This window comes from Tengunoibacter tsumagoiensis, assembly GCF_003967535.1.
GTDB lineage: Bacteria > Chloroflexota > Ktedonobacteria > Ktedonobacterales > Ktedonobacteraceae > Tengunoibacter > Tengunoibacter tsumagoiensis.
Genome location: NZ_BIFR01000002.1, coordinates 1,993,264 through 2,018,988 on the forward strand (window position 1 = coordinate 1,993,264; position 25,725 = coordinate 2,018,988).

19 protein-coding genes are annotated in these 25,725 nt (G+C 48.3%); 9 read left to right on the forward strand and 10 right to left on the reverse strand.

Features of this window, described 5'->3' with window-relative positions; translation table 11 throughout:
- Positions 1 to 66: 66 nt before the first annotated feature.
- Positions 67 to 477, forward strand: coding sequence for a peptide-methionine (R)-S-oxide reductase MsrB (gene msrB / locus EL628_RS28085; RefSeq protein WP_126583286.1), 411 nt, complete (start codon positions 67 to 69; stop codon positions 475 to 477).
- Between the two features lie 152 nt (positions 478 to 629).
- Here the strand turns inward: msrB and EL628_RS28090 are convergent, their stop codons facing one another.
- Positions 630 to 1,772, reverse strand: coding sequence for a hypothetical protein (locus EL628_RS28090; RefSeq protein WP_126583287.1), 1,143 nt, complete (start codon positions 1,770 to 1,772; stop codon positions 630 to 632).
- A 307-nt stretch (positions 1,773 to 2,079) separates the two neighbouring features.
- Positions 2,080 to 3,063, reverse strand: a complete 984-nt coding sequence (locus EL628_RS28095; protein WP_126583288.1) for a DUF4352 domain-containing protein — start codon at positions 3,061 to 3,063, stop codon at positions 2,080 to 2,082.
- Between the two features lie 349 nt (positions 3,064 to 3,412).
- Between EL628_RS28095 and EL628_RS28100 the strand changes: the two genes are divergently transcribed.
- The 4 genes from EL628_RS28100 to EL628_RS28115 all read left to right on the forward strand — a co-directional run bounded on the left by EL628_RS28100 (position 3,413) and on the right by EL628_RS28115 (position 9,530).
- Positions 3,413 to 4,867 carry a hypothetical protein gene (locus EL628_RS28100; protein ID WP_126583289.1) on the forward strand — a complete coding sequence of 485 codons (1,455 nt, stop codon included), beginning with the start codon at positions 3,413 to 3,415 and terminating at the stop codon, positions 4,865 to 4,867.
- Between the two features lie 220 nt (positions 4,868 to 5,087).
- Positions 5,088 to 6,992, forward strand: coding sequence for a serine/threonine-protein kinase (locus tag EL628_RS28105; protein ID WP_126583290.1), 1,905 nt, complete (start codon positions 5,088 to 5,090; stop codon positions 6,990 to 6,992).
- A gap of 156 nt (positions 6,993 to 7,148) precedes the next feature.
- Positions 7,149 to 8,342, forward strand: coding sequence for a DUF4097 family beta strand repeat-containing protein (locus EL628_RS28110; protein ID WP_126583291.1), 1,194 nt, complete (start codon positions 7,149 to 7,151; stop codon positions 8,340 to 8,342).
- 207 nt (positions 8,343 to 8,549) lie between these two features.
- Entirely contained in the window at positions 8,550 to 9,530 is a 981-nt protein-coding gene (locus EL628_RS28115) for a 2-hydroxyacid dehydrogenase (protein WP_126583292.1), read from the forward strand.
- A gap of 72 nt (positions 9,531 to 9,602) precedes the next feature.
- On the opposite strand, the gene EL628_RS28120 is transcribed toward EL628_RS28115, so the two are convergent.
- The 6 genes from EL628_RS28120 to EL628_RS28145 all read right to left on the reverse strand — a co-directional run bounded on the left by EL628_RS28120 (position 9,603) and on the right by EL628_RS28145 (position 16,946).
- The gene (locus EL628_RS28120) at positions 9,603 to 11,183 is read right to left on the reverse strand and encodes an ABC transporter ATP-binding protein (RefSeq protein WP_126583293.1); all 1,581 of its coding nucleotides are present in this window, start codon (positions 11,181 to 11,183) and stop codon (positions 9,603 to 9,605) included.
- Between the two features lie 12 nt (positions 11,184 to 11,195).
- Entirely contained in the window at positions 11,196 to 12,143 is a 948-nt protein-coding gene (locus EL628_RS28125; protein WP_126583294.1) for an ABC transporter permease, read from the reverse strand.
- A gap of 2 nt (positions 12,144 to 12,145) precedes the next feature.
- Entirely contained in the window at positions 12,146 to 13,468 is a 1,323-nt protein-coding gene (locus tag EL628_RS28130; protein ID WP_126583295.1) for an ABC transporter permease, read from the reverse strand.
- A gap of 203 nt (positions 13,469 to 13,671) precedes the next feature.
- Entirely contained in the window at positions 13,672 to 14,730 is a 1,059-nt protein-coding gene (locus EL628_RS28135) for a BMP family lipoprotein (protein WP_161975839.1), read from the reverse strand.
- Between the two features lie 531 nt (positions 14,731 to 15,261).
- The gene (locus EL628_RS28140) at positions 15,262 to 16,218 is read right to left on the reverse strand and encodes a phytanoyl-CoA dioxygenase family protein (protein ID WP_126583297.1); all 957 of its coding nucleotides are present in this window, start codon (positions 16,216 to 16,218) and stop codon (positions 15,262 to 15,264) included.
- Between the two features lie 146 nt (positions 16,219 to 16,364).
- Entirely contained in the window at positions 16,365 to 16,946 is a 582-nt protein-coding gene (locus EL628_RS28145) for an HNH endonuclease (protein ID WP_218029015.1), read from the reverse strand.
- Positions 16,947 to 17,088: 142 nt separating this feature from the next.
- On the opposite strand from EL628_RS28145, the gene EL628_RS28150 reads away from it, so the two are divergent.
- From EL628_RS28150 to EL628_RS28165, 4 genes are all read left to right on the forward strand, one after another.
- Positions 17,089 to 17,949 (forward strand): helix-turn-helix domain-containing protein, encoded by an 861-nt coding sequence (locus EL628_RS28150; RefSeq protein WP_161975840.1) that lies wholly within the window; start codon positions 17,089 to 17,091, stop codon positions 17,947 to 17,949.
- Positions 17,950 to 18,511: 562 nt separating this feature from the next.
- On the forward strand, positions 18,512 to 19,783 hold the full coding sequence (locus EL628_RS28155) for an ABC transporter substrate-binding protein (protein ID WP_161975841.1): 1,272 nt from the start codon (positions 18,512 to 18,514) through the stop codon (positions 19,781 to 19,783).
- Complete coding sequence (locus EL628_RS28160) at positions 19,780 to 20,766, forward strand: carbohydrate ABC transporter permease (protein ID WP_126583300.1); 987 nt, start codon at positions 19,780 to 19,782, stop codon at positions 20,764 to 20,766. The genes EL628_RS28155 and EL628_RS28160 overlap by 4 nt, the downstream gene beginning before the upstream one ends.
- Positions 20,767 to 20,798: 32 nt before the next feature.
- Complete coding sequence (locus tag EL628_RS28165) at positions 20,799 to 21,665, forward strand: carbohydrate ABC transporter permease (RefSeq protein ID WP_126583642.1); 867 nt, start codon at positions 20,799 to 20,801, stop codon at positions 21,663 to 21,665.
- Between the two features lie 51 nt (positions 21,666 to 21,716).
- On the opposite strand, the gene EL628_RS28170 is transcribed toward EL628_RS28165, so the two are convergent.
- Both EL628_RS28170 and EL628_RS28175 read right to left on the reverse strand, forming a co-directional pair.
- Complete coding sequence (locus tag EL628_RS28170; protein ID WP_161975842.1) at positions 21,717 to 22,382, reverse strand: class I SAM-dependent methyltransferase; 666 nt, start codon at positions 22,380 to 22,382, stop codon at positions 21,717 to 21,719.
- Between the two features lie 181 nt (positions 22,383 to 22,563).
- Complete coding sequence (locus EL628_RS28175) at positions 22,564 to 25,626, reverse strand: VPS10 domain-containing protein (protein ID WP_126583302.1); 3,063 nt, start codon at positions 25,624 to 25,626, stop codon at positions 22,564 to 22,566.
- Positions 25,627 to 25,725 lie beyond the last annotated feature (99 nt).

The window sequence follows — 25,725 nt, forward strand, 5'->3', positions numbered from 1 at the left end:
GGAAACAATTGAGACGTGTTTAGTGTTATCTTCTATGGAAGAACTGATGTTGAAAGGAACAAGGTTATGACAGAGAATCTTCGCGATAAACCTGACGCTTATTGGAGAGAACGCCTTACCCCAGAACAGTATCACGTTGCGCGTGAAAAGGGAACTGAGCGTGCCTTTACGGGGGCGCTGTATAAAAATCATGATAACGGAACCTATGAGTGCGTAGCTTGCGGACAGGCGCTCTTCTCGTCTGATGCTAAATATGATTCTGGCTGTGGCTGGCCTAGCTTTGATGACCCTATTCATCGTGAACATGTTGAGCTACACGAAGATAATTCTTTTTTTATGAAACGTACAGAGGTCATCTGCAAAAATTGTGGTGCACATCTGGGGCATGTGTTTAATGACGGTCCACGTGAAACGACTGGTCAACGCTACTGCATTAATTCTGTTTCGTTGCGCTTTATTCCAAAACCAAAAGCGTAATTCACTCCTACGCTCCTCAAAGTCTCTTCGTAGCTTGAACTCACCATGTTTTTTTATGAAGGCGCATCAGGTTGCGCCTTCATAATCTTCACAGAGGCAAAAGTATTTTATATAGCATGAAAATAGAGACTTTCAAACTCCAGCAAGACGCGTTAGTTCGCTGGTACCCGCTTATTCATCTGCTCAGCCTCGGCAAAACACTGTTCTGCACGATTAAGATCAGCACTTTCTGCTGTCACTCCATAACGTGCTTTAAGCGTGTTGCCCAGGTTATTTAAGTTACGAATATGCTCCTCTGAATTGGGAAGAGAGAGCTCAACTGCTTTCTCAGACGCCTCTATCGCCTGATTCAGGTTATCCATCTCATCCGTATAGACATAGCGCATAAAGCAACAATAACTTAAAAAAGTATAGCAGGCTGATAGGATAGGGGAGTGCCGCGAAAGTTGCGCGGTAATACGCTGCCAGAAGGGAATAGCCTCTTCCAGGGCAGCATGAGATTGAGAGAGCTCATAATATTGAGCAAAGGTCGCACCAATATTTTCAAGCAGGCCAGGGGCATCTGGCTCGTATAATTTCATTAGATCTAAGGCCGCATGCCAGGTATCAATGGCCAGCTTAAGATCTTCATTATTATCGCTATAGCTATAACGTTCACGAAACATAAAACCAAGAAGATAGAGCGCATCCACTTTTTTGCGTGATGTTTCACGATCCACTGAATCTTGCAGATACTCGATTGTCAGTGTAAGATCCTCGCTGCTCCTTGTTAAACGATAACGTTCTTTATAGTATTCACCAATAAAATAAAGGTATTGTGGATAGGTAGAGGTTGAAGCCACCAGCTCTGCCGCTCGCTTCAATGTCTGAAGAATGGCATCGAGATCCGTCAGATCCTTTGTTTGATTGTAGCGCATCCCCTGCACCAACCCCAACCCCTCTAAACGCCGCAATAAATCATCCGAGTCCTGTGTTGTTTCGCGCACCGCTTCCTCATAAAGCCGTAAGGTCAGCTCGAGATCATCTGCTGAACCCTTCTCTTGATAGCGCTGAAAACACAGGCCACTATAGCTATCAAGAATGGGCAATAATAATTTTAATGCATGTTTGCGATAGCGAGAATGAGCAAGATGTTGACGCCAGGCCGCAAGAATATAGGCCCACTCTTCAACCTTTCCATCAAGAGTGGAATCTGTTGGCCGATGCAACACAGCCTCGCGGAAATAGCGAAACTCTTCAGGTAACTCCTGACTATGGGATGTCGACGAATCCTGTGCACTTTCAGACGTGTTCACGGCACACTGCCTTTCAAAATCAAAATATCAGCCCTCAATAGCACTAGAGAGCTCCCCTCTTAAAGATTTTTTTTAAAAGTAGAGGTTGTTTTGTAGAGCAGTATAACATATCTCTACTGCTTTCAGACGAGAGTTTCAAGAAATTTTGCCCACAAGATTCTACAGGTATCCTGTGATCTTCTGATGAACCTGCAAGCCCGTTCTTATCCAGGAAAGGTTGTAGATCCTATCTGCTCTACAACCTTTCTCTATTGCCTTTATTCTTTAGCTCGATCATGCTCTCGATTAAAAATCCACCACCTTCAATCTATCGCCTGTTGGCAATATCATCACCGATATTCCATTCATATCGGGTGAATGAAGGAGAGCCTTCAGGAGTCCAACGAAGTTTTGCTCCGGCATCGTCGTCTGGTGCCTGAAGTATAATATCCCCCTCTATATATCCATCTTCAATGAGGCGCCCGGAGTCCAATTGATTATCATCAGTATAGGTAAGAGGAGTAACCCCATCATTTGTTAATACGACACCATTAGAAGTGATGACTTGAAAATCATCTAGAGAATAGGCTATTTCTTGTGAACTTGTATTATGTATTTTTACATGAATGACAATATATTCTTTATTGGGGCCAGCTAGATTTGTAGAATCGTCTGGCAACACCTTTACTGAGTACAGGGTACACTTGACGCCAACAGCGTTGTTTGTCTTACCCACTTCGGCAACGGTTGGTGTTGCAAAAAAAACATTTGAACGACTGGCCGATGAGACAATACTCGCAACAGCCAGACCACCCAGTCCACATGCAGCACAGAACAATAACAGGGTACCTCCCAAAATTGAAATGACAATCCAGACCCACGCCGGCGTTTTCCTTACGGGTGCAGTAAAAGTATATCCATATCCAGGGGCTGGCGGGGCAAAGACTCCTGGCATACTGGCCTGCCCTACAGGTGGACGCTGGTTCCCTGGCCGCGCACCTGCTGATGGATGGCCTTGAGATGGTGGTTGGAGAAGAACTGGTGGGGGAACCGCAGGTGCTATCTCCTGTAAAGGCTCATTATTTGCAGGTGGCGCTGCTATTGGCTCTTCCTGACTGGCGATCACATTTGTCTGGTTGACAGGCGGCTGGGATGCATCTGGTTCAGATGGCTCTTGAGCCGGTTCTGATGCCGTACCTGCTGGAAAAGGTGAGGAAGCGGATTTTAATTGATCGTCTGTAGCTGAATACTCTGAATGTACACTATCATCATGATTGGCTGGTGGTTGAAGCTCTTGAGGATTCTGGCTCATCGAGTTGATATCCTTATCTCATTTTTTAAACTCATCAATCATAGAACCTTTTCTACTGGTGAATAAACTAACCACTTTTAAGTATAAATAAAAATGCAAATATACACAAGCAAACGTAGAAAAGTACAGGAACGGTCACCTCTCAAATCTATGAAAGATCGCATTTTTTGAAGGGAATTGAAGAGGCATTCTTTTTTTTCTGGCTTTGTGCTATGCTATTTGTGAACTTAGGCATGGTTCAAATGGAGTGAGAACCATGTGACACATAAGCGCGACGATTGACAAAAAGAATCCCTGAGAGATAAGGTGATTTTGACAAAAAAAACAACACCGTTCTCAGGGAGGAAACATGAATCATTGTAGCACGATTGAGCAGCGCGTTGATATCATTTCTCAGATGTTGGCCCAGCCACGTCATGGATTGGTGAGTCAGTTGAGCCGAATGTATCAGGTGTCCCGTCAGACCTTGTATCGGTGGGCGGCAAGCGGGCGCAAAGCGCTGCATGAAGCGATGGGTGCACCGCTGGTCCCACTGAAGCAAAAAACGTCGCTTGCCACACTGGTTCTGACCTTGTTGATCGAAAACCACGCCAGGTATCGAGGCATCCAATCGACGCTCAAACGGTTGCATGGCATACGCATCAGCATAGGAAGTATTTGCACGATCATCCAAGATGCGGGGCAACGTGCGCAAGCGTGGATGAACCGACAACGTGCACAAGCACCACGAACCTTGGCTCTCGATGAGCAATACAGTAGCCAGCGCGGCAAAGCCTATCTCAATGTCATTGATGTTCACAGCGGACAAGTGTGGGCGAGCATCCCTCCCGTGGCGGTCGATGGCGAAAGCTGGACGCTGGTGTTGTGGTCGTTGAGCGAACAAGGCATTGAGCCCGTTCACACCGTCAGCGACGGAGGCCGGGCCATTGCTGATGCATTGAGCCATCTGGAACTCGACCAGACCCATCAAAGAGATGTGTGGCATCTCTTTCACGTCGCGGCACAAGTTCAAGGGCGTCTTGAGCGAGCTGTGAAAGCCGAACAAGACCGCCTGCCAGCGCTGCAACGGCAAGCCGAACGCGTCGCGGCGGGAAAACACGTTCAAGGAAGACCATCGGGCAGAACGCTGCACCAACAGCACATCGTCCTGGCTCAAATGCAATCGGTTGCCGATGCGGTGCGCTATCTGTGTGAACAGTTGCATGCGTTGTTGGATGTGGTCGTGTTGCATGATGGGGCTATCATGAGCAGTTCGTTTCGAGAACAGGAACTGCAAACCATCGTTGCCCTGCTCGACGAGGTGGCGATGCTGGCGCAACCGGGCTTGCAGCAGCACCTTGCGATGCTGAGTAAGCAACTGCGTTTGGCCTTGCCTCATGCCTTGTTGTTTGCCCGACTGCTCGATGGCAGCCAGGAGCAGGCGCTTTCGCGGTTGGGCTCTCAAGCCGTCGCGTTGCTGGCATGGGCATGGCAGCGGCGAAGCGTGCTTGGCCCAAGCAGCCAGGATCTCTTGCGTGATCTTCCATCGCTGTGGCAAGCGCAAGCTTCCCTTCTCTTTACGGCTTGGGATCGAGCGGTTCGAGCCAGCAGTGCGGTTGAAAATTGGCACAGCATTGTGCGGCCTCATTTGGCCGTTCATCGCACGCTTTCTGCAGGAATGCTTGCACTGCTGGCTGTTTGGCAGAATCATCGGATTGCACCTCGTGGACTTCATGAGGGGCTCTCCCCTTTACAACGAACAGGATCGACCGAAGATCAGCCTGATTGGCTTGCCGCGTTGGGCTATCCTGTTCTTGTCGTTTGACTGTTCAAAAGTGTCACATGGTTTTGAACCATGCCTTATCAATAATGTAACACATTTGAACTTACATTCCTTTATATGCTTTATTACTCGCTGACGCTCAGATGAGTTATAGCCTGAGCAGGATGTGACGATATGCATAAAAATCTCTCATTTTGAGTATCATCGCATATCTTTCCTGTCAGAAGAAGAAGGGACAAGCATTTCTCTAGAGAGGGTGCATATGGTTGACTATCTACAACGGCAGATCGGCAATTACCAACTTACACGTTTATTAGGAGAGGGCTCATTTGCCGAAGTGTACCTTGGAGAACATATCTATCTTGGCACTCATGCCGCCATTAAAATCATTAAAACGCAAACAGAGAATTATCCTATAGATCTGTTTTATACAGAGGCCCGCAATATTGCCCGTCTTGTTCATCCTCATATTGTCCGTGTCCTGGAATTTGGGATGGAAGATACTATCCCATTTCTTGTGTTAGACTACGCTCCCAATGGTACACTCCGTCAACGTTATGCCGATGGGGCAATTGTCCCTCTCCCTTCTATTATCGCCTATGTAAAACAGATGGCCGATGCACTACAATATGCCCATGATGAGAAGCTGGTTCATCGAGATGTAAAACCAGAGAATATGTTATTAGGCAGACGGAATGAGGTTCTTCTCAATGATTTTGGAATCGCTCTTATGGTGCAATCATTGCAGTATAAAAATCTTCAAGATGTTGCAGGCACGCTTCATTATATGGCACCAGAGCAGATACAGGGGAAACCTCAACCGGCCAGCGATCAATATTCTTTAGGGGTGATTACATATGAATGGTTAACAGGTAAACGACCCTTTGATGGCCTGGTAAACGAGATCATTGCACAGCATCTTGCGGCCCCTCCCCCTCCCATGCGCAAAAAAGTACCAACTATCTTACCTGCTGTAGAGCAGGTGGTGATGACGGCACTCGAAAAAGATCCAGCGAAACGCTTCACCAATATACGTGCATTTGCGGTCGCTTTAGAACAAGCCAGCCAGTTAGATGATACTGGCACAAGGCCACTCGCTGGACCAGCCAGTCTTCCTTCAACCGTCGGCACAGTGACTCCCTTTCTTGGTATAAGTGTCCCATGGACGAATGAGAAGATCGCTATCACCCCATCGGCATCAATGATCCCTGCAATGCCAGCTGGAAGCGTCGTCTGTAGCTATCAAGGTCATACCAACCCGATCTCGTCTCTCTCCTGGTCCCCTGATAGTATGAGCATTATGTCTGCCAGTCAGGATCAGATGGTCCATGCCTGGGACGCGATGAGCGGAAATCGTCATCAGGTCTATCCAGATGCCTCGGAAGTGGTGCAACGACTGGCGTGGTCCCCCGATGGCTCACGCCTTGCAACAGCCGGGGCGGATGGCATCATACGGGTCTGGGATTTTGTAAACAACCGCTTACTCGTCAGCTATGAAGGCCATCATGGACAGACTATTCGCGCAATGGCCTGGGCCCCCCAACAGCTTATCATAGCATCTACGGCAAACAATGGCATCATCCAGGTGTGGGACGCAGTAACGGGACAGACATTAACTATGTATAGAGGGCATGCAGATAAAGTGAATGCGCTGGCATGGGCACCCCATGGGCCAACTTCAACCTCTGGGCGCGGCTATTATATTGTGTCAGGCGGAGATGATACCTCTGTGCAGACCTGGGAGGCCTCAACAGGCAAAAATATTGCGCTCTATCTGGGGGCTCCGACGAAAGTGTTGACGGTGGCCTGGTCGGCAAACGTTTATTCTTCCTCCTCCGTCTCATCCTCAAGCGTCTATAATGGGTCGCGTGTGGCGTGTGGCAGAGAAGATGGTCTGATTCAAATGTGGGATACAACGGTCAATCGCGAGGTACTCAATTATCGAGATTTCGCTCCGCTCTCACTTGTCGCCTGGTCTCCCGATAGCAGGCGTTTTGCTTATGCCAGTAATGAGCGAACGATCCAGATCTGGGATACGATGACAAATTACAAGCTGGTGACATTTACTCATACTGCGCCAGTACGTACTATGGCCTGGTCACCCAATGGCAAATATATGGCATCCGGCGGTGATGACAGACTAATCCAGGTCTGGGTAGCCCCTTGAGACGGAACTAGATTTACTAGACTCTGAGCAAAGTAGGTGGCTGGTTCGTATTATAGAGAAGAACTCCATGATGATAATGGAAATGATTTTATGCGTGAAAATGTAAATCTATAAGGGAAGCTCCCATATCTGCTAGATTTTTTGGAGTAAAGAGTAATGTCAAACAATGATCCCTGGTCGGCTCCAACTGAGCCGCACGTTCCCCCTCATTCCGATGCTACGCGCTGGGCTGCCCACTCTGAGCCAACAGAGCCTCATTCTCCAGATTCCACTCTCTACCCATCTCAGCCTCCTCTTGCGCCAACGCAGAGACCGACCAATCAATCTGCTGACCAGCATATTCCTTATCTACCTTATCAGCCAGTCGAGCAAACACAAAGATCTTCTGGGACGCAGACTGGCTGGGGAGCACCACCCTCGCTCAAACAACCCAAAAAGCGCAGATGGTGGTTATTTCTGGCGCTGGCAGCAGCTGCTTTGATCATGATCGTGCTTATCTTTACCTCGCTTCAACAAGTGCATGGACCATTGAATCCTCCTCCGGCGGCGGCTGACAATAATCCGCGCATGTTTCATGTTGGCGATCATGCCCTCTTAAAATTAAAATTGCATGCCGGAGATGTGAGCGTACAGACCGCAGATAGCGACACTCTGACGGTAGAACCACGCAAACATGGGACGCTCAATGCTCCCGATTATACGAGTGTGCATATTCTTTATGATCAGATTACCAACGCCCAGGGGCATCAGGAACTGACTGTCCATACCGATCCCTGGCTACGCGAGATTGATTTTGCCATTACGATTCCTCAGACAACATCCTTACAACTTGCGTTGGATTCTGGCTCGATTGATGTTCACGGCGGACAGGGTATTACAGCATCTACAGAGAGTGGAACGCTGGATCTAGAAGATATCAATGGCCCTGTCGATGTCCATACCACAAATGGTGATATTACGGCCAAAAATATTCATGGTGCCGTCAAACTCGATGGACAGAATGGATCGCTTCATCTCCAAAAGATTCAGGGAGCGGTTAAAGCAACAACGACGAGTGGTGATGTCATTGCACGAGAGATGGCGATGAGTGGTCAGTCGCTTCTACAGACACAGAATGGCTCGATCCGCTTTGATGGGTCTATCGATCCGAAGGGCGCATATACTCTCACGACGACTAATGGGGATGTCGATCTGACACTTCCCTCTACGAGCTCCTTCTCTCTGGATGCCACCACAACAAATGGTTCAGTACAGAACGCTTTTGGCAGTACTAACGTTGGCACTTCTCCTCAGGCCCTCTTAAAATTACATACCCAGAATGGCTCGCTTCATCTTATCAGTCAGCCATGAGTATCTACTTTTGCAGGAAAGGCGCGAGAATTATCGTTGAGTTATGAAGTTCGCAAACACTTGACGAATAACTATCGTATGTTCAAAAAATAGGGTAGCATTTTAGAGAATTTTATTCAGTTGCGTCTATTTATTGATAGAGTAACGTGAGATTTCAAACAGAAGGCTTACCCTTTTACTTGTATAAATATAGAAGAGGGACATGGTATGCGCATTCTTTTCTGCAAGGAATGGTTTTCTGAAGGCTGGCGGTGGGAGGGCCTTGCGCCTCTTTTACCGGGCCATGAAATCCTGACGTGTGCACGTGAGGCTGTGATCGATCATCTGGATGGAGTTGATATCATTGTGCCTTTCTGGGCTACTTTAGGCAAAGAGATTGTAGAAAAAGGCCAGTTTGGTCTGATCCAACAGTTCGGCGTTGGCTTAGAGGCCGTAGATATCCAGACGGCAACGGAGAAAGGGATCTGGGTTGCACGCTTACCAGGGGCGGGAACAAACGGAGAGGCGGTAGCAGAGCATGCGATCCTTCTGATGCTGGCCCTCTCACGCTCTCTCCCATCAGCACAACATCTCCTGGCCACAAGAACCGGATGGGGGCGGCCTGTTGGAAGCGCACTTCTGGGTAAGACGGTCTGTATCATCGGCCTGGGAGATATCGGGACAGCCCTGGCACTGCGCTTGCAGAACTTTGGTATGACGCTCATTGGAGTGCGCAAAAATCCAGCCAGAGAACTTCCTCAAGGCATACAGTTTCAACAGATCTATCCAGCAACTGAGCTAGCGCTAGCCTTACAACAGGCAGACTACACCATTATCTGTGTCAATTATAATCAGGAGAGCCATCATCTTATCAATCGTGAACAATTGGCGGCCATGAAGCCTCAATCGTATCTCATCAATATTGCTCGCGGCGGTCTGATCGATCATACTGCACTGGAGGAAGCTCTCAGTAGCGGACATCTTGCCGGGGCTGGCTTAGATGTCTTCTGGCAAGAGCCTGTTGATCCTCAGCATCCTCTGTTCAAACAGAATGTTATTGCTACGCCGCATATTGCTGGCATTACTGATACCTTCTATCACGAGGGCGGCAAACTCTTTGCCGCCAATATTACACGCTATATGAAAGGCGAAATGCTCCAGTATCTTGCGAATCAGCCCCCACATCCGCGCCGTCAACTTTACTCATAATCCAAAAAAAGAAGAGAGAGAGACATACGTCGTTCTCTCTCTTTTTGAAAGCCTGTTTTAACGACCTGGCCATCAGGCCTGAACGGGACTCTCCTGATGAATACCGCCAGCCATTAAGATACCTAACTGCTCTTCTGTCGCCTCTGGTGAGACAATGTCAACAATCCGGCCCTCATACATGACAGCAATCCGATCAGAAAGCGAGCGAATCTCATCTAGCTCGGCAGAGATCAGCAGAATCGCTTTACCAGCATCTCTCTGTTCAATCAGGCTGCGATGAATAAACTCAATGGCACCAATGTCTACGCCACGTGTTGGTTGAGCTGCGACAAGCATTTTTGGGTCACATGCAAGCTCACGAGCAATAATTACTTTTTGCTGATTGCCACCTGAGAGCGAGCCTACCGGGACGCTTCCCGATGGAGTACGGACATCAAAGTCTTGAATTAACTTCTGCGCCCAACGAGCGATATGATTTAAGCGTAAAATAAAGCCGCTGCGCGAGAAGCGCGGCCAGCGCTGGCGACCAAGCACCGTATTATCGATGATCGACTCCTCCAATACCAGACCACTCCCACGCCGATCCTCTGGAATATGCGCCACACCAACCTGTTTGACTTTCTTAGCACCCAATCCCGTTAGCTCGATCATCTGCCTCTCTGATTGAGATGACAGAGTGATAGTCCCAGCAGTAGCCTTCCGCATGCCCGTTACAACTTCAATCAGTTCAGACTGACCGTTGCCCTCAACCCCTGCAATTCCTAGAATCTCACCAGCACGAATCTCAAAGCTGATAGTGTGCAATGCCTCCAGGCCCAGATCTGACTGTGCCCTGATCCCCTGCACATTGAGCACAACTTCCCCTGGCTGTGCAGGGGTCTTATTCACACGCAGGAGCACTTCACGACCGACCATCAAGCGTGCAATCTCATTCTGATTGGTCTCACGGGTAACCAGGCTACCAGCATTTTTACCACGTCGCAGAACGGTAATCGTATCTGTAATGGCAAGAATCTCACGCAATTTGTGGGTGATGAAAATAATTGTCTTGCCCTGCTCAACCAGTGTGCGTAGTACCGCAAAAAGATCGTCCGTCTCCTGTGGCGTCAGAACGCCTGTGGGTTCATCCATCACCAGGATATCAGCTCCTCGATAGAGCATCTTTAAAATCTCGACACGCTGCTGCAAACCAACCGACAGCTTCTCAATCCTGGTGTCAGGATCGATCGGCAGGCCATACTGCTTGCTCAAAGCCAGAATATCTGCTCGAGCTTGCTGGAGCTTATAAGCTGAAGCGATCCCCCCTGGCTCATTGCCAAGCACAATATTTTCTGCCACTGTCAGGGGAGGAATCAGCATAAAGTGTTGATGGACCATTCCAATACCCAGCTTAATCGCAGCACGGGGGCCGTTGATCTGCACTGCCTGACCATGAATACGTATCTCTCCACTATCAGGATGAACCAGGCCATAAAGGATATTCATCAAGGTTGACTTACCCGCCCCATTTTCGCCAACGAGAGCATGGATCTCACCTTTGCGCACACGCAGATTGACCCGATCATTTGCCACTACGCCCGGCCACGCCTTACAGATATCGCGCATCTCTACCGCAAAAGACTGGTTTGTAGCGCTTGTCGTACTCTCTTGCATGAATAGTCTCTCCTAGTGTGAACCGGGCTCATAAGGAACACCATCCGCCGCCGGGGCAGTGGTTCGGCCAACCAATCCGATCAGCGCAATCAACGTCAGTAGATAGGGCAGGGTACTTAATAGATTGGGAGAAGTCCCTGTGTCCTGCAAGCGTGTGCTTAAGGCCTCACCCAGACCAAAGACCAGACAGGCACCAGCCGTTCCAAAGGGCGTATATTTACCGAAAATCATCGCAGCCAGTGCAATAAAACCACGACCAGAGGTCATATTGGAATTGAAAATCCCTGCAATGCCCAATGAGAGGAACGCTCCAGCCAGGCCAGATAAGAGGCCGCTTGCAACCACACAGAGATAACGGACCAGACGCACATTCACCCCGGCTGTGTCGGCAGCCTGCGGATGCTCGCCAACTGCGCGGATGCGAAGACCAATATTCGTATGGAACAATAGAACATGTATTGCAATCAGAATGACAATTGCAATGTAGAACATAATGTTCTGATTAAACAATACCGACCCAACAAACGGAAGATTTGTCAATGGCCCCCAGCTTAAGCGAGGCAGACGGAGGTTATCAGTCAACGCCGAGACGCCAGCTCCTCCTGTTTGAATCGGCAACAGAAAGTTTGTTAAACCCAGGGCAGCGATATTAATGGCAATACCGCTCACAGTCTGATTGGCATGAAAGTGAATGGAGATGATCGCATGCACAAGAGCTAAGATGCCGCCAGCGATCATTGCCCCCAGCACACCCAGAAACACATTCCGCGTTGCCAGTGCTGTCATCACGCCAGCATACGCGCCCACCAGCATCATTCCTTCCATACCAATGTTGACGACACCGCTGCGCTCTGAAATAACACCGCCTAATGCAGGCAAGAGAAGCAACGAGGCAATCAGTAACGCGGCCTGCCAGAGATCGGCAGAGACTATAACTCGTGAAAACACCTCAAAGAACATTGCTATTCCTCCTGACTGGCAGCACTGGCTGCTGGCTCGCCTGCATCTAGTGCTGTATGTATCTCAGTATCGACAGCGGGCAGAGGCTCGTCTTGTTCAATAGTCGAAACCTCAGTCACATTGGGGGCCAGAGCTGAACGACGATTGCGACGTAACCACTTTGGCATCACTCGCTGAAGTGCAGGCAAAAATTCTGCTGCCACAGAGAAGAGCACCAGGGCCTGGATAATACTGACGAGATCACCAGGAATATGGGCAAACATCTCCATACTCTGAGCAGCCTGTTGCAATCCACCAAATAGCAATGCTGAGAGCAAAATGCCAAGAGGGGTCGTGCGCCCAAGCAGAGCTACACCAATGGCATTGAAACCTGTCTGATCGCCACTAAAAGCAGTGCCATATAATTGATAAGGAACCTGACCCATCAGGTGAAAAGCTCCTGCAAGACCAGCAAAAGCGCCAGAAAGGGCCATAACAGCAACGGTATTCCATTTCACTGAGATACCTGCATATCTAGCCGCCTTTAGATTCTGTCCCAAGACACGCAGTTCATATCCAAACGTTGTTCGCGCAGTCAAAAACCAGTAGAGAAGCAGAGCAATCAAGGCAAAGAAGAAACTCACATCGACGCGATAGAGGGTAGGATATTGAATAGCTGGCAGAAACTGACCCAGAGTCTGATTATAGAAGGTAGCAATCGACGGCAACGTTGCCTGGGGAGGAAGTGGTAACGACTGTTGAGGCATCCTGGGAGCTTTTAAAGGGCCATCATTAATCAGATAAGCAGCGACAAAGAACGCAATCCAGTTCAACATAATGGTTGTGACTACTTCATGGGCTCCCCGCCAGGCCTTTAGAAACCCAACGATGCTTCCCCATAGCCCACTGGCAAGTGCGCTCCCAATAATCATCACGGTAATCAATAGTGGACCAGGTAAGCTTGAAAATTTTAGCCCGATTGCACCAGCAATAACGGTTCCAACGGCCAGTTGACCGGCAGCTCCAATATTAAAAAGGCCCGCTCGGAAAGCCAGCGCAACCGAAATACCGGCAAAAATGAGCGATGTCACCCAGACAAGGCTAAAAGAGGCGCTTTGTATATCGCCAAAAGACCCGGTGTACATAAACTGAAAAGCCGTGAGCATACTCGAAAAACGGTCTACCAATGTTCCCGGCGAGGTAAACATGATGAGTATTCCGCTCACGAATAGCGCAATAAGCACTGCAAAGAGGGGGCGGCCCGCAGAAGCAACGAGTTTCTGGGTCCAGTGCAAAAGTTTGGACGCGAAAGATGGCGTCTCATGCTGCACTATTGGCTCTGCCATAGTGGCATCCTCCTGTGCGAAAAAGTGGCACCTATACCAGCCATTGTGGGCGATAAAGCTAGCCCTATCAAAACAGTAGACGAAAAGCAACAAGTTGGCACAAAAGCCACTTTATCAAACATTCCAGATCTTAGTCAGCAAGAAAGATCTGAGATGAATTTCCTCCATCTCAGATCCTTGCAGGTTCGCCCTGGATAGAATGCTTAGCCTTTGATCGAATCAGGCACCGTCAGGCTGCCATCTTTGATCTTCTGAGCATACTCATCAGCCTTAGCTTTTGCATCGGCTGGGACATCGCTGCTAACAGTACCATAACCAACGCCATCCATCTTCAGGTCGAAGGTTGGAGGAGTGGCCGTAAATTTGCCGGCCTGGAAATCAGAGATGGTATCATAGACAGCAGTATCCAGACGCTTCACAGCACTGGTAATTACGTTGCCGTTGATCTGAGACTGGTCGCTATCAACGCCGATACCATAAACGCCTTTATCCTTGGCAGCAGCTAAGGCACCAATACCACAACCACCGGCAACCTGGAAGATGATGTCTGCCTGGTGCTGGTTGATCTGGCTGGTCGCTGCATCGTTACATTTGGTGGTATCTTCAAAGGACTGCGCATAGTTGATCACTACTTTAACGGCTGGATCTACCTGCTGAGCGCAGTATTGATAACCAGCAATGTAGTGCTGTACTGGAGGAATCTCCAGACCACCTACAGCGCCAATGGTGCTCTGACCCAATAATTTCGATACTTTGGCTTTACCATCAAGCTCCATCTGAGCAGCCATAGCACCAACCAGACAACCAGCTTCCTGCTCTTTAAAGAACAGAGGAGCAACGTTTGGCAGATTATCGCAAGCGCCGCTAGCATCCTTCGCAGGACAGGCATCAATCAAGGCAAAGCTTTTATTTGGATTGGCTTTGGCAACCTGATCCATGGCATTTGCCATCAAGAAACCAACACCAATGACCAGATCAGAGTTCTGAGCCGCCTGAGTCAGCTCACTGACATATTGATCCTGCGATTTGGTCTCAATGACCGAGCGGGTAAAACCATATTTATCCAGCGCCTTTTTATAGCCTTGATAAGAGAGCTGGTTAAAACCCTGGTCGTTCAAACCACCAATATCAGTAATCAAGGTTACCTTCTTAGCAGATGAGGGGGTCGTGGGTGAAGAAGTGCTGCCACAACCAGCGAGCAGTAATGTACAAGCAATGCCCAGTAGGGTTGCTACCCGGCTAATAGTGCCAAACCTTTGCATGAGGTTGGTTCCTTTCCGCATCGAGCTGAAAGCCTGGAACTACACATACACCTATGTGCAGTTTAGTACAGAAAGAAAGCCGCAATCTGCCTAAATAAAGGGGCGCTTTCTTCTGTCAATCTAAACAATACATCTGTTTTAGATCTGTGTCACAGATAAAAATAGGTTAATCAATGATCAAACAGATCTCCACCTCTCGTTATGTTCTGCATGCAAATATCGTCTGTTAGAGAGACAGACAGATATAGCACACGAGGCTGCGCTTTGCGAAGATGACCAGGTCAATGGTGTATTCGCAGAAGGGCACGCACAATTACAGAGGGGTCCTGTTACATATATACGTTGACTTATATACAATTCTCACAAATCTTTGCTTGCCTGGCAAGAGTTTGATACAAATGTACTGGTTTGAATCGAAAAATGGTCTTCCTCCAATAGCATAAAAGCAAGCCCCACAGCCATCTGGTACTGTGTCGCCAGATGGCTGTGGGGCCCACGCTTTTACGCTACTGGATTGACGCCGGGCAGGTGCTATGCTTCTTTTTTGCCTGCATCACCTGCACTACAGAACGTGCCTCCGGTATGGGTACCGTGTTCAACTTTCAGTTCAACTTTGTCGCTTGTCAGGTTCTCTGGTCGAAAATCTGGTGTCACGTTCCAGGTAAAAGGTTCAACCTGGGGGTAACGCTGCCGAAAATGACGCTGCGCCTCTGGAAGCAGACGGAGACGTCGGTCAATCCATGTACGATCCCAGGGACCTTCTTTGATAATCTCTTCGGCTGCACGAAACTCGTAATAGATGGTCCGACGCAGATTTTTTCCTTCAACTTGCGGAGAACCATGTACGACCATAACATCGTGCAATAAGACATCTCCTGGCTCCATCTCGACGGTGATCACATTCTCTGGCTCCCACCCAAAACGGTCGGTCAGATCACAGATATCCTGGCGTCGTTTCTGGCTACCGGGAATCACGCGCAATGCTCCGCCATCAGCGGTCGAACGATCAAGATAGAGATCATAATTGAAGATACGATAAGAGCGAGGGTGGACGGCGTCCTGATGCCAGCGAATAGCCGCCCCATCCTGCTTCTCTTTAAAGACCATCGATTCATATGTTGGCACAAAGTTTGCACCCGTCAGGCTCTCAGCTACAGCCTGAACATAGGGACTTCCGAGAAGTTCTAGCGAAGCCTCTTGCCCTTTATTATGCAAGTACTCAACCCGAAACATCACGCGCCCATGAGGACGTTGCGTAAAGGCGTAATCCTTATGAAGCGGCTGACCCTCCTGACTGGCATACCCTTGCTGAATCCAGGCTTCACCAGCATTCTGTAGACGCTGTAATAAATCCTGGGGAATCCAGTTTCGCAGAATAAGATAACCGTTATCATCAAAGAATTGAATCTGTTCTTCTGTTAAATGAAAGGGGGATCGTCCGGCATATTCATGGGCTTCAGGCATAACAGCAGTGTTATAAGTGGTCATTATAGTCTTCCTCCCGGCAGATTGAAAAGGCTAGTTAAACATCTCTCTGCTCCTGACTATACAAGACTATTCTGACATCATCCTCTTGCATTCAATGGAATCTATCCTGTATTCTAAGGTCAGGAAGAATCGTTTTCATCTGGATACTAAGGCATAGGGCGTTGCGCTACCTCTTTCTGCCAATGAGGATTAGCCTTAATTGCAGTGGCGCTCTGATGACTGTAGAGCTTTGTATCTTCTCGTACACGTTTGTTATACGATTCCCAGTCATCAAGATGACCAATGAGCAGGTGATGTGTGCGACCTTTAATTTCACAGAGAGTAATCAAGTTATTCGGATCAAGTTCGAGCTCTGGGAAGAGATGGAATGGCTTGATATGGTGAACCTGTAATCCTTTTCCCAGGTGACCACAGACTACACAAGCTGGCTCGTGTCTGAGATGCTCATGGGCGACTCGGGGCCACTCTGGACTACGAGCTCTGCCATACTTATTCGCAACTCGGGCACCAGGGTCTTTTTGCCAGGATGGGATGCGCCCATTTACCTTTGGAATATCTTTTTTGCTGATCGAAGGACGTTTCCGTATGGGAGCTTGACCACGGACCGGGCTCTGGCTCCGTTGACGCCGGGGACGCGGCTCAAGATGAATAATAGCAAGCCCCCAAACGAGCAACATCACGATTACAAACGTAGCAACTAAAAGTGGATTATTGACTACAATATGCATATTTCTTTTTCTCCACTATGGGCAAAAACATTATGTTTTTTGCAGATCGTTTCTTAAGAGAATAGATGGATTCAGAAGAAAATGCAATCCTTCAAGGCATATGACTATTGCATGCATAATGTCTCATAAAAGGAGGCGAGAGATGTTCTCACTCAATGACGAATTTGTTGAAAATCAGATTATGGGGTTAGCTGGTGAGTGGAGACCTGCCACGATTATGCCTCGACCTCATCGTCATAATGAGATCGAACTGAACGTCGTTGAAACTGGCTCAATTACGTATCTCTTTGGCGGCTCGCGTATAAGCATCAGACCCAATCATCTTGCCATCTTCTGGGGAGCAACCCCTCATCAGGTTGTTCATATCGAGCCAGATTCACATTTTCATTGGATCACCATTCCGTTCTCGCTATTTATGCAATGCCATCTCCCAGATACGCTCCTCCAACAGATTATTGGAGGAAAATTTCTACAATATGTGCTTGAAGAACTGTGTCAAGAAATTTGCATACGGCTCCATCAATGGCACCATGACATGAAAGCTCAGACACCTGAACATAATAAAATCATCTTGCTCGAGCTTGAAGCCTCTCTACGCCGCATCTTACTCTCCGTTCCTCATCCCAGCTCTGAACAGGATCAGCACCATGGGACAGCCTCTACCACGCTCAACAAAGTAGAAGAGATTGCCGCTTTTATCGCCGAATCCTATACCCAGCCCTTAAAAGTTGAGCAGATCGCCTCCCATGTTCATCTTCATCCAAACTATGCGATGAGCCTGTTCCGTAAACATGTTGGCATCAGCATCACCGAATATATCAACCAGTATCGCGTTGCTCATGCCCAACGTCTCCTGCTAACAAGCGATGCCAATGTCTCTGAGATTGCACTGTCAGCGGGATTTGGCTCCGTTAGCCGCTTTTATAGTGTCTTCAAAGAAGCCTATGGACAGGACCCCACAGACTTCCGCAAGGGCTTTTCTCTTTCGACAAACAAGAAATAAGGGCCTTTCGCAAGGCATTGAAGTTGATAAATACAACAAAAAATGCCATAAAGGGATTACTTGACCTCTCTACAACAAGGCAAGCGCATACCTTCCAACAAATCGTATCATGCTCATGATTTCACCAACATATTTCACGAAATTAACCGGTTAAATATGGTCAATACATCCAGATTCAACCGAGAATAAGATCCTCATTGCAAGCATAAAAAGAAAAGCTAGCGTTGTCAAGTAGCCTCATTAGTCACGATGTTCAGTCCCTGATATCCTCCAATTTGTTTCAATTGCCACCATATTTCCACAGGCAAGCGCTTGACAATTCCTCATTTCTCTCTTATTCTTAAAACAAGAACCGAAATTAACCGGATTAAAAACTGGTTTTTTCATCCAAAACAACCGGTTTTTTCACAATTCTTTTAGGGAACAACAGCGATTGTTGTTTTTATCCTACACGCAAACATTGGTGTTGTGTTCCAGTCTATCAGATATTGGTAGCGCTTTACTAGCGTCCAGGATCTTGCGCGGGTAGATTGGCTTGTTTATTTAGGACAGGAGTATAGTTGTGAAACTTCCATCAAAGACGCTTACTCTATGGCTTGTAGTCTTCTGTGCGCTTCTGCCACTCTTAAGCAGTTGTGGCGACAGTGCAAGCAGTTCCAGCAGTGATACATTGAGTATTTTGCATATTACTGCCAAGGCTACTCCTAATGGAGCAGTTTTTCAGCAGATCTTGCACGATTTTGAGACTCAGAACCATGTCACTGTGAAGCAGACGATCGCAGCCAGTGATGCCACGCAGGTCTATGAAACCTCACTAGTGGCGGGAAAAGAAGCTGATGTGGTGATGGTAAATCTGGCAGATAAAGCAACTGAATGGTCAAAAGAGGGAGCGGTTATTGATGTCAAAGACCTGGCACAGCAATGGGGCATTAGTTCACAGCTCATTCCAGAAGCCACAAAAGAGTGGACTCAAGATGGCAAGCTAGTGGCCTTTCCTTACAACGGTTTTAAATGGCCGGTCTGGTACAATATGGACCTCCTCAAAAGCGTTGGCATTACACAGGCCCCTACCACGACTGATGAGCTGATTGCTGATGGGAAAGCCTTACAGGCCGCTGGCAAAGGTGGCTTTGTCGTTGGTGGCAACGACTGGTCTGGGTATACGCTCTTTACACAGTTTATGGAAGCGTATATGAAGGCAGATGAGATCGGCAATGTGCTCAAAAATGGTACGTTCTGCTCTAACCCCAATGTCATGAAGGGCATTAATCTCTTCAATCAGATACGTGATTCAGGTGTGTTCGTCAAAGACGTTGCAGGACTGACCGCTGACCAGATGAACTCTCAATTCTATACTGCTGGCGCCTCAATGATGTCTGCTGGTTCCTGGGCGTTTGCTGGTGCATCCAGCGATCTGGCCAATCACATCTATCTTGGTGGTCTGCCTATTCCTTCCGGTTCAGCCTATGACAAACCGACGGCGTATCAGGGATATACAAGCATGGGTATCTGGATCAGTCCGAATGGTCAGAAGCATCTTGATGTAGTCCGCAAGTTTGTGCAATATATGTTCTCCTCCAGTGTCATTGCCAAACAGGTCTCAACTGGCATGATCCCAACATTGAAGTCGGTGCAACCAGATCCAAATGCGAGCCCCTTGCTCAAACAGGCTACCACAGAACTGGATAACCGGGTCTCTTATATCTCCACCAATGATGTCTCTGTACCTGGTAATGTGCAGCAGAACTTAATTCGAGCCACTGGTCTGGCTTATACTAAAGGACAGAGTAGCCCCCAGATCTGCCAATCATTAGAAGGAGCCTACAAACAATGAGTTCGTCCTTCGATCTAGACACTCAAAGTGCGGAGCTCACAGTAAAAAAAACGGATGCCTTTAAGGCATCCGTTGGCCAGCCTAAACGCAGCAATTCACCGTTTTCCTCAAAGAGGTGGCGGCGTGACCTCATCGCCCTGATCATTTTTACCGGACCTGCTATCCTCTGGTACCTTTTTTTTATGGTCGGTCCCTTTGCAAGTATGTTCTATTATAGTACGCTAAACTGGGGGAGCTTACTGGCTCCCAAGTACTTTGATGGCTTGCATAACTACACCTATATGTTTAACGATCCAACGTTTTACATCGCATTACGCAATACAGCCGTCCATATTGGAGTTACGATCCCAATCCTGATCCCTATCTCTTTCCTGCTTGGCTACTACCTGAGCTTGCGCCCACCTGGCTACCAGTTCTTGAATGTTGTCTGCTTCACACCTACCCTCATGTCTGCAGTTGCTGCAACGATGCTGTTCATTGGCATCTATGCTCCCAATGGGATTATTAATGCGCTGTTGAATGCGGTTCATCTCCAGGCTCTGACGCACCTATGGAATGCCGATACATCAACGGCACTCGGTTCTATTATTGGTATCAACCTCTGGGGAGGAATTGGGTTTTGTGCGGTGGTCTTTGCGGCTCGCCTATCAGGTATCTCGTCAGAATTATACGAGGCGGCGCAGATTGATGGAGCTACTCATTGGGAAAAAATACGGTTTATCGCTTTCCCTATGGCACGTGATTTCGTGGGCGTGATGACGATGCTTCAGTTTCTCGGACTATTGCTGGGTTCAGCTCAAACGGTTCTCCTGCTCACGAAAGGCGGGCCTGGTACATCTTCAACGACTATTAGTTTCTTGCTATACAATGAGGCTTTTGTCAGCTCTCATCTGGGGTATAGCCAGGCAATTGGTACCTTTCTTTTCTTTGTAAGCGTCCTGGGCATGTTGCTGATTCGTTCACTCTTCCGCCCTGCCTACTAGCCTTCTACGAAAGGATCAAGATTGTGGGAAGCATGTCTTTGCAACAGAGCCCGTCAAGGCAACGTTCACGCAGATCAATTCGCTCTTTGATCAGTACAAATCTTGTACGCTTTCTCATTATAGTGTATGTCATCATTATTCTGTTGCCGATATATTATCTCATTATCTCTGCATTCAAGAGTAATGATGCCATTTTTACACAACCTTTGAGTTTGCCAACCTCATTTTCGCTGCAAAATTTCTTCAGGGCCCAGGATGATGCAAATCTTCTTTCCGCCATGGGCAATTCTGTCTATATCACCATCTGCTCGGAAGTACTTACGCTGGTGCTCGCCCTTCCAGCTGCCTATGGAATCGCACGCATTCCCATTAAAGGGACTGCATTCATCGAGAGTGGATTTGCGACGGGATTTTTGATCCCAGGCTTTGCGGTGCTGGTTCCAACCTTCCTGCTTTCGATCCAGTTGGGGCTCTTTCACTCTACGCTGTTTCTGATTCTGTTCTATCCAGTTGGAGCCTTGCCTCTTACAATTATTATGATGGTTCAATTTATGCGTACCATTCCATATGAGATTGAAGAGGCGGCGGTCATTGATGGTGCTACTCGTTTGACGATTCTCCTCCGCATCATTCTTCCGCTTTCAACATCTGGTATTGCGACGGTGTTGATTCTGAATTTCCTGACGTTCTGGAACGAATATATCTTTGCACTTGTCATTCTCGGTGGAGATACACAGACGGTTCAGGTCGCTCTTCCTCTGCTGAAAACGCTCAATATTGTTGACTACGGTCTCCTCACGGCTGGAACGCTGTTCACACTGGTGCCAGTCTACCTCGTTTATGTTCTGGTTCAACGACGTATGCAACAGGCCCTCGTTGCTGGCTTTATCAAAGGTTAAGAGAATCTCTGGCTCTCAATGAGAGCACTTCACAACAGGTGAGCCACTCTTTCACAGTGGCTCACCTGTTGTGAGTTTGGGGTGCATGTTTCTGATCACGGCTACTCGCATCCTGGCAGGCGGATCATACTCTAAAAAACTCTCTCTGACTTCTTCAATTGTATACCCCCACTGCTGGAGAACGTCGTTGATTCTCAGTGCTGGTATACCTGTCCTTCCACCCAGATACTCTGTAACAAGGAGATATCCACCTGGCTGTACATAGAGATCCAGGCACCTTTGAACATACGCTTTTTGTAACCGTTCAGGAACGTATTCCAATCCGGTATTGACGTAAGCAAATTTCTGAGGTGGCGACCAGTTCCAGGCATTGCCGACAACTATATGATCAGCATAGTCTGAAAGGCGCTTTCTCGCCAACGCAACCAGTTGATCAGAAAAATCAAGGCCATACGGAATGATGTGAAGATGTCGTTCGTACGTCCAATTGAGAATACATTCTAATAAATAGCCATTCGCACATCCAATATCGAGAAAGCTTCCAGAGGTAGTGATACAATCAGCAATTGGCCTACGCAGAACCTCCCAATCCTGGGCGCTTCTGGGAGTGTTCAGGCCAACTCCCGACTGCTGCCAGGGCTGGGCTGCGGCCATATAGGAAGTCTGAAGAAGCATCTTCTGCGCTTCAAACCAGTTGCTAAGTTCCTCATGTTCCATCACTATACTCACCCAATGAAGATTATGCAAATAAAATCTAATACTACGACCCAATAGTAGCATATACCAGAAAGAATCTCAACAGATTGCACTATCACTCATGATCTGGCAAACGACTATGGAGGCTTTCGCAACTAGTATATAGGTTGCGAAAGCCTCCATAATCTTAAAGACGCGCTTTTTAACGGGTGCTCAAACTTACATCATCGATGTAGAGCGTTGGCTGAACAGCGCCTGTTCGGTCGCTGATTACGATACGACCAATCGTGTCTGGATTGCCCAGGGCACTCATGGGAATCGTAACCAGAGTCCAGGTATCGGCAGGAGCATCAAAATTCGCCGATGGGCTGGATACACCTGATCCATCGGCAAGCGTATTGGTAAAGACTTGCATCTGGCGTACGCCAGGAGTTGTACCACCATTGACCCAGAAGCTGATACCACCATATGCAGGTGCATCAATAGGGGGTTTCCAACGAGCAAACACAACGGCCCCAAATCCCTGCGTGCCAGTCAATGAAACAGAGTAGGAACCACTGTGCACAGGGCTGGTATTGAGAATGCTGGCATCAGAGTAGTAGTTGAACCAGTACCAGCCATCGCCCACCGCATCATCAAAGATAGTCAATGGACTGGTTGCTGGTGGCACCACTGTTATTGTCGGCTCAGGCAATGGAGTAGGCGTAGGTGTTGGGGTAAAAGTACAGGCCTGCGAGGTGCTCGAAGCCGTTGCTGTACGTGTCACCCCATCCGGTCCTGTCAGAGTCCAGACCAGGTTTGAACCATCAAAGGGAATAGAGAACGAGTCTTGCTGGCGTCCTGGTGCAAACGTAACAATCTGCCCCCGATCTTGTGGATCTGGCGAGAACTTATTAGCCGATCCGACAGGAATGGTTACAGCCTGATTGTTATCATTCTGTGTTCCAAAGTAGGCTGTATACGTTTTTCCATCACTATTAGGAAGTACACACTCCAACACTGGCTTCACAGCTTTTTTAACCGTTGGCTTTGTCAGAGACTGATCATCACCATAGACAAAACCATTACCACCAAAGCCAACGTAGACACGTCCAGGGATATTCATATCACCATTGACTGAATTGACTTGATCATAGATACCAGCAGGCGCAGCAGAGAGTAAGGTCCAGGTTGCTCCCTGGTCAGCAGAACGATAGATGCCATAATTTGCATCGCCGTTGGCCTTACCATTGAGATAAATGGCTGGATAGGTCGACCCAGGCAGAGCCTTACCAAATCCAAACGAACGGGCTTCCTGAACGGCTGGAATCTGATGCCAGGCCGTGGCTCCGCCATCGGTGGTATACCAGAGGCCGCCTTTTCCGCCACTGGACCAGACATGACCGGCCTCGCCTGGAGCAGCATGCAGCTGACCAAAGACGTGACAATCATTCGCCTGTGAACATGAAGGAGAATTGGCTGCTTGAGTGAAAGTGGCGCCACCATCATGAGATACATAGAATGTTCCAGTACCGTCAAAGGTTACGACATAGAAGGTCGCTCCAAGTACTTTGTCGGCATCCAGAGCCCGTTTTGACCCCCACCAGAAGAGCCAGTGCGTATTCGACGAAGTAATACCGCTACTGTTCCCCCAGATCGTACCACGATCAACGGTATAAGCTGGCGTATTACCTTTGCCAAAGTCTCCTGTACTTGGCAACCAGACAATATTATTGGGATCAGTCGCCGAAACGGCAATATTGCCACCTACATTCTGCGCTGGCACCTTAGGGAACAGAGTCCAGGAGCGGCCGCCATCAGTTGAGTAGGCACCACGTCCTGTCAGTGCAGGATAGTAGTTGTTCTTGGCCTGAACAGTTACCAGAAAGTTTGGATTCCCACCGCTATAGTTTATGCTGGTCCCTCCCCAGAAGCCATCATCCAACAGAACATGGGATGGATATGTATCGGGATTGGCATGATACACGCCCTGCCGGTCATAGAAGGTACTAACTGGAACCTCACCTGCTGGTGCAACGAGATCAGTGGTAACCATTTCTTCAATACCCTGACTCCCGTTAATCCAGGTCACGCCTGTCCCTTGCAAGTCATCTGCATGCCAGAGACCGGTTCCCTGCGCTAACCAGATCCGTGTTGGCATGGTTGGATCAAAGGCAAGCGTCGCAGTTGAGAAGAAGTCTTTCTCGTTCGTTGCAGCTACCCAGGGAATATTTTCTGGTGAGACAGTCATGTCTAATCCCTGCCAGGTAACGCCACCATCAGTTGAACGAAACAGATTTCCAGAGCTCAGTCCTCCCGGTGCGGCAAAGAGGAAATTTGGATCAACCGGAGAGACCGCAACCTGCCAGCTATTGTTTCCAGTTCGTGGACTGATATCGGTCCAACTATCCTTGATTGGATTATAGCGACGAATGCTCGAGACAAAACCAACATAGAGCGTCTGGTCTGATGCAATGACGGAAGTAAACGCCAGGTCGGTTGAATTGACGATCTGACGCCATGTGGCTCCTGCATCATCCGAACGATAGAGACCCTGACCAGCAACGCTGGCGTAGACACGTGTACTGATTCCATGCACGACCGGACCGGTTGGATCGACGCGGACAAATTCGACTCCTGCGGGGCTCGTTCCCGCTGGCACCGAAGTCAGGGGAACCTGCGTCCAGGTTGCACCTTCGTCCTTGCTGATCCATAAGCCCTGTGCTCGAGAACCAAAATAGACAATCTTGTTGTTCACAGGGTCAATTGCAAGACGCTCAGTGCCCTGACGAGCATCGCCATTCCCTTGCATCCAGAAATGTTGAGCACTTGACTTCCAGGTCCGCCCACCATCATTACTTCGCAAAATACGGCCCTGACCTGTATCAACGGTCCCGCTGTCGTTTCCGCTCGCAACAATCACTTCTTTTTTATGCGATTGACTTAACGCAATACTTTCGACATTGTAATCGCTGGAAACACCATCAGAGACCCCATTGGCTGTGATCATCTGCACCCAGGCCTGTGTCTTAGCATCCCAACGATAAGCTCCCCCGACGTCCGTACGTACGTATCTAACGGATGGATCAGTAGGATGCATAACGATGCCAGTCACAAAGCCGCCACCACCAATTTTGAGTTGCTTCCAATCATAGCCAGATTTGGCACTGGCGTTTTGAATATTCTGGAAAAACTCTCCCCCAACCACAAAGAGGCCACTCGATAGTAGGACACTCGCCATCGCTGCGAGCAGAAAGATACGAAACCTGCGCTGTTGACGTATCATAATACCTCACCTTTGATCCAGGTTCCAACCCAATGCTGGCACCTGTACACTTCTAGAAGACAGAGCAAAGAAAAAGAACTACACGATTAGTTCTTCTCT

What these genes read in the sequence shown, in the direction of transcription:
- msrB (WP_126583286.1), top strand. Translation starts at nt 67, where the DNA reads ATGACAGAGAATCTTCGCGATAAACCTGACGCTTATTGGAGAGAACGC.
- EL628_RS28095 (WP_126583288.1), bottom strand. Translation starts at nt 3,063, where the DNA reads ATGAGCCAGAATCCTCAAGAGCTTCAACCACCAGCCAATCATGATGAT.
- EL628_RS28100 (WP_126583289.1), top strand. Translation starts at nt 3,413, where the DNA reads ATGAATCATTGTAGCACGATTGAGCAGCGCGTTGATATCATTTCTCAG.
- EL628_RS28105 (WP_126583290.1), top strand. Translation starts at nt 5,088, where the DNA reads ATGGTTGACTATCTACAACGGCAGATCGGCAATTACCAACTTACACGT.
- EL628_RS28110 (WP_126583291.1), top strand. Translation starts at nt 7,149, where the DNA reads ATGTCAAACAATGATCCCTGGTCGGCTCCAACTGAGCCGCACGTTCCC.
- EL628_RS28115 (WP_126583292.1), top strand. Translation starts at nt 8,550, where the DNA reads ATGCGCATTCTTTTCTGCAAGGAATGGTTTTCTGAAGGCTGGCGGTGG.
- EL628_RS28120 (WP_126583293.1), bottom strand. Translation starts at nt 11,183, where the DNA reads ATGCAAGAGAGTACGACAAGCGCTACAAACCAGTCTTTTGCGGTAGAG.
- EL628_RS28125 (WP_126583294.1), bottom strand. Translation starts at nt 12,143, where the DNA reads ATGTTCTTTGAGGTGTTTTCACGAGTTATAGTCTCTGCCGATCTCTGG.
- EL628_RS28130 (WP_126583295.1), bottom strand. Translation starts at nt 13,468, where the DNA reads ATGGCAGAGCCAATAGTGCAGCATGAGACGCCATCTTTCGCGTCCAAA.
- EL628_RS28135 (WP_161975839.1), bottom strand. Translation starts at nt 14,730, where the DNA reads ATGCAAAGGTTTGGCACTATTAGCCGGGTAGCAACCCTACTGGGCATT.
- EL628_RS28140 (WP_126583297.1), bottom strand. Translation starts at nt 16,218, where the DNA reads ATGACCACTTATAACACTGCTGTTATGCCTGAAGCCCATGAATATGCC.
- EL628_RS28145 (WP_218029015.1), bottom strand. Translation starts at nt 16,946, where the DNA reads ATGCATATTGTAGTCAATAATCCACTTTTAGTTGCTACGTTTGTAATC.
- EL628_RS28150 (WP_161975840.1), top strand. Translation starts at nt 17,089, where the DNA reads ATGTTCTCACTCAATGACGAATTTGTTGAAAATCAGATTATGGGGTTA.
- EL628_RS28160 (WP_126583300.1), top strand. Translation starts at nt 19,780, where the DNA reads ATGAGTTCGTCCTTCGATCTAGACACTCAAAGTGCGGAGCTCACAGTA.
- EL628_RS28165 (WP_126583642.1), top strand. Translation starts at nt 20,799, where the DNA reads ATGTCTTTGCAACAGAGCCCGTCAAGGCAACGTTCACGCAGATCAATT.
- EL628_RS28170 (WP_161975842.1), bottom strand. Translation starts at nt 22,382, where the DNA reads ATGGAACATGAGGAACTTAGCAACTGGTTTGAAGCGCAGAAGATGCTT.
- EL628_RS28175 (WP_126583302.1), bottom strand. Translation starts at nt 25,626, where the DNA reads ATGATACGTCAACAGCGCAGGTTTCGTATCTTTCTGCTCGCAGCGATG.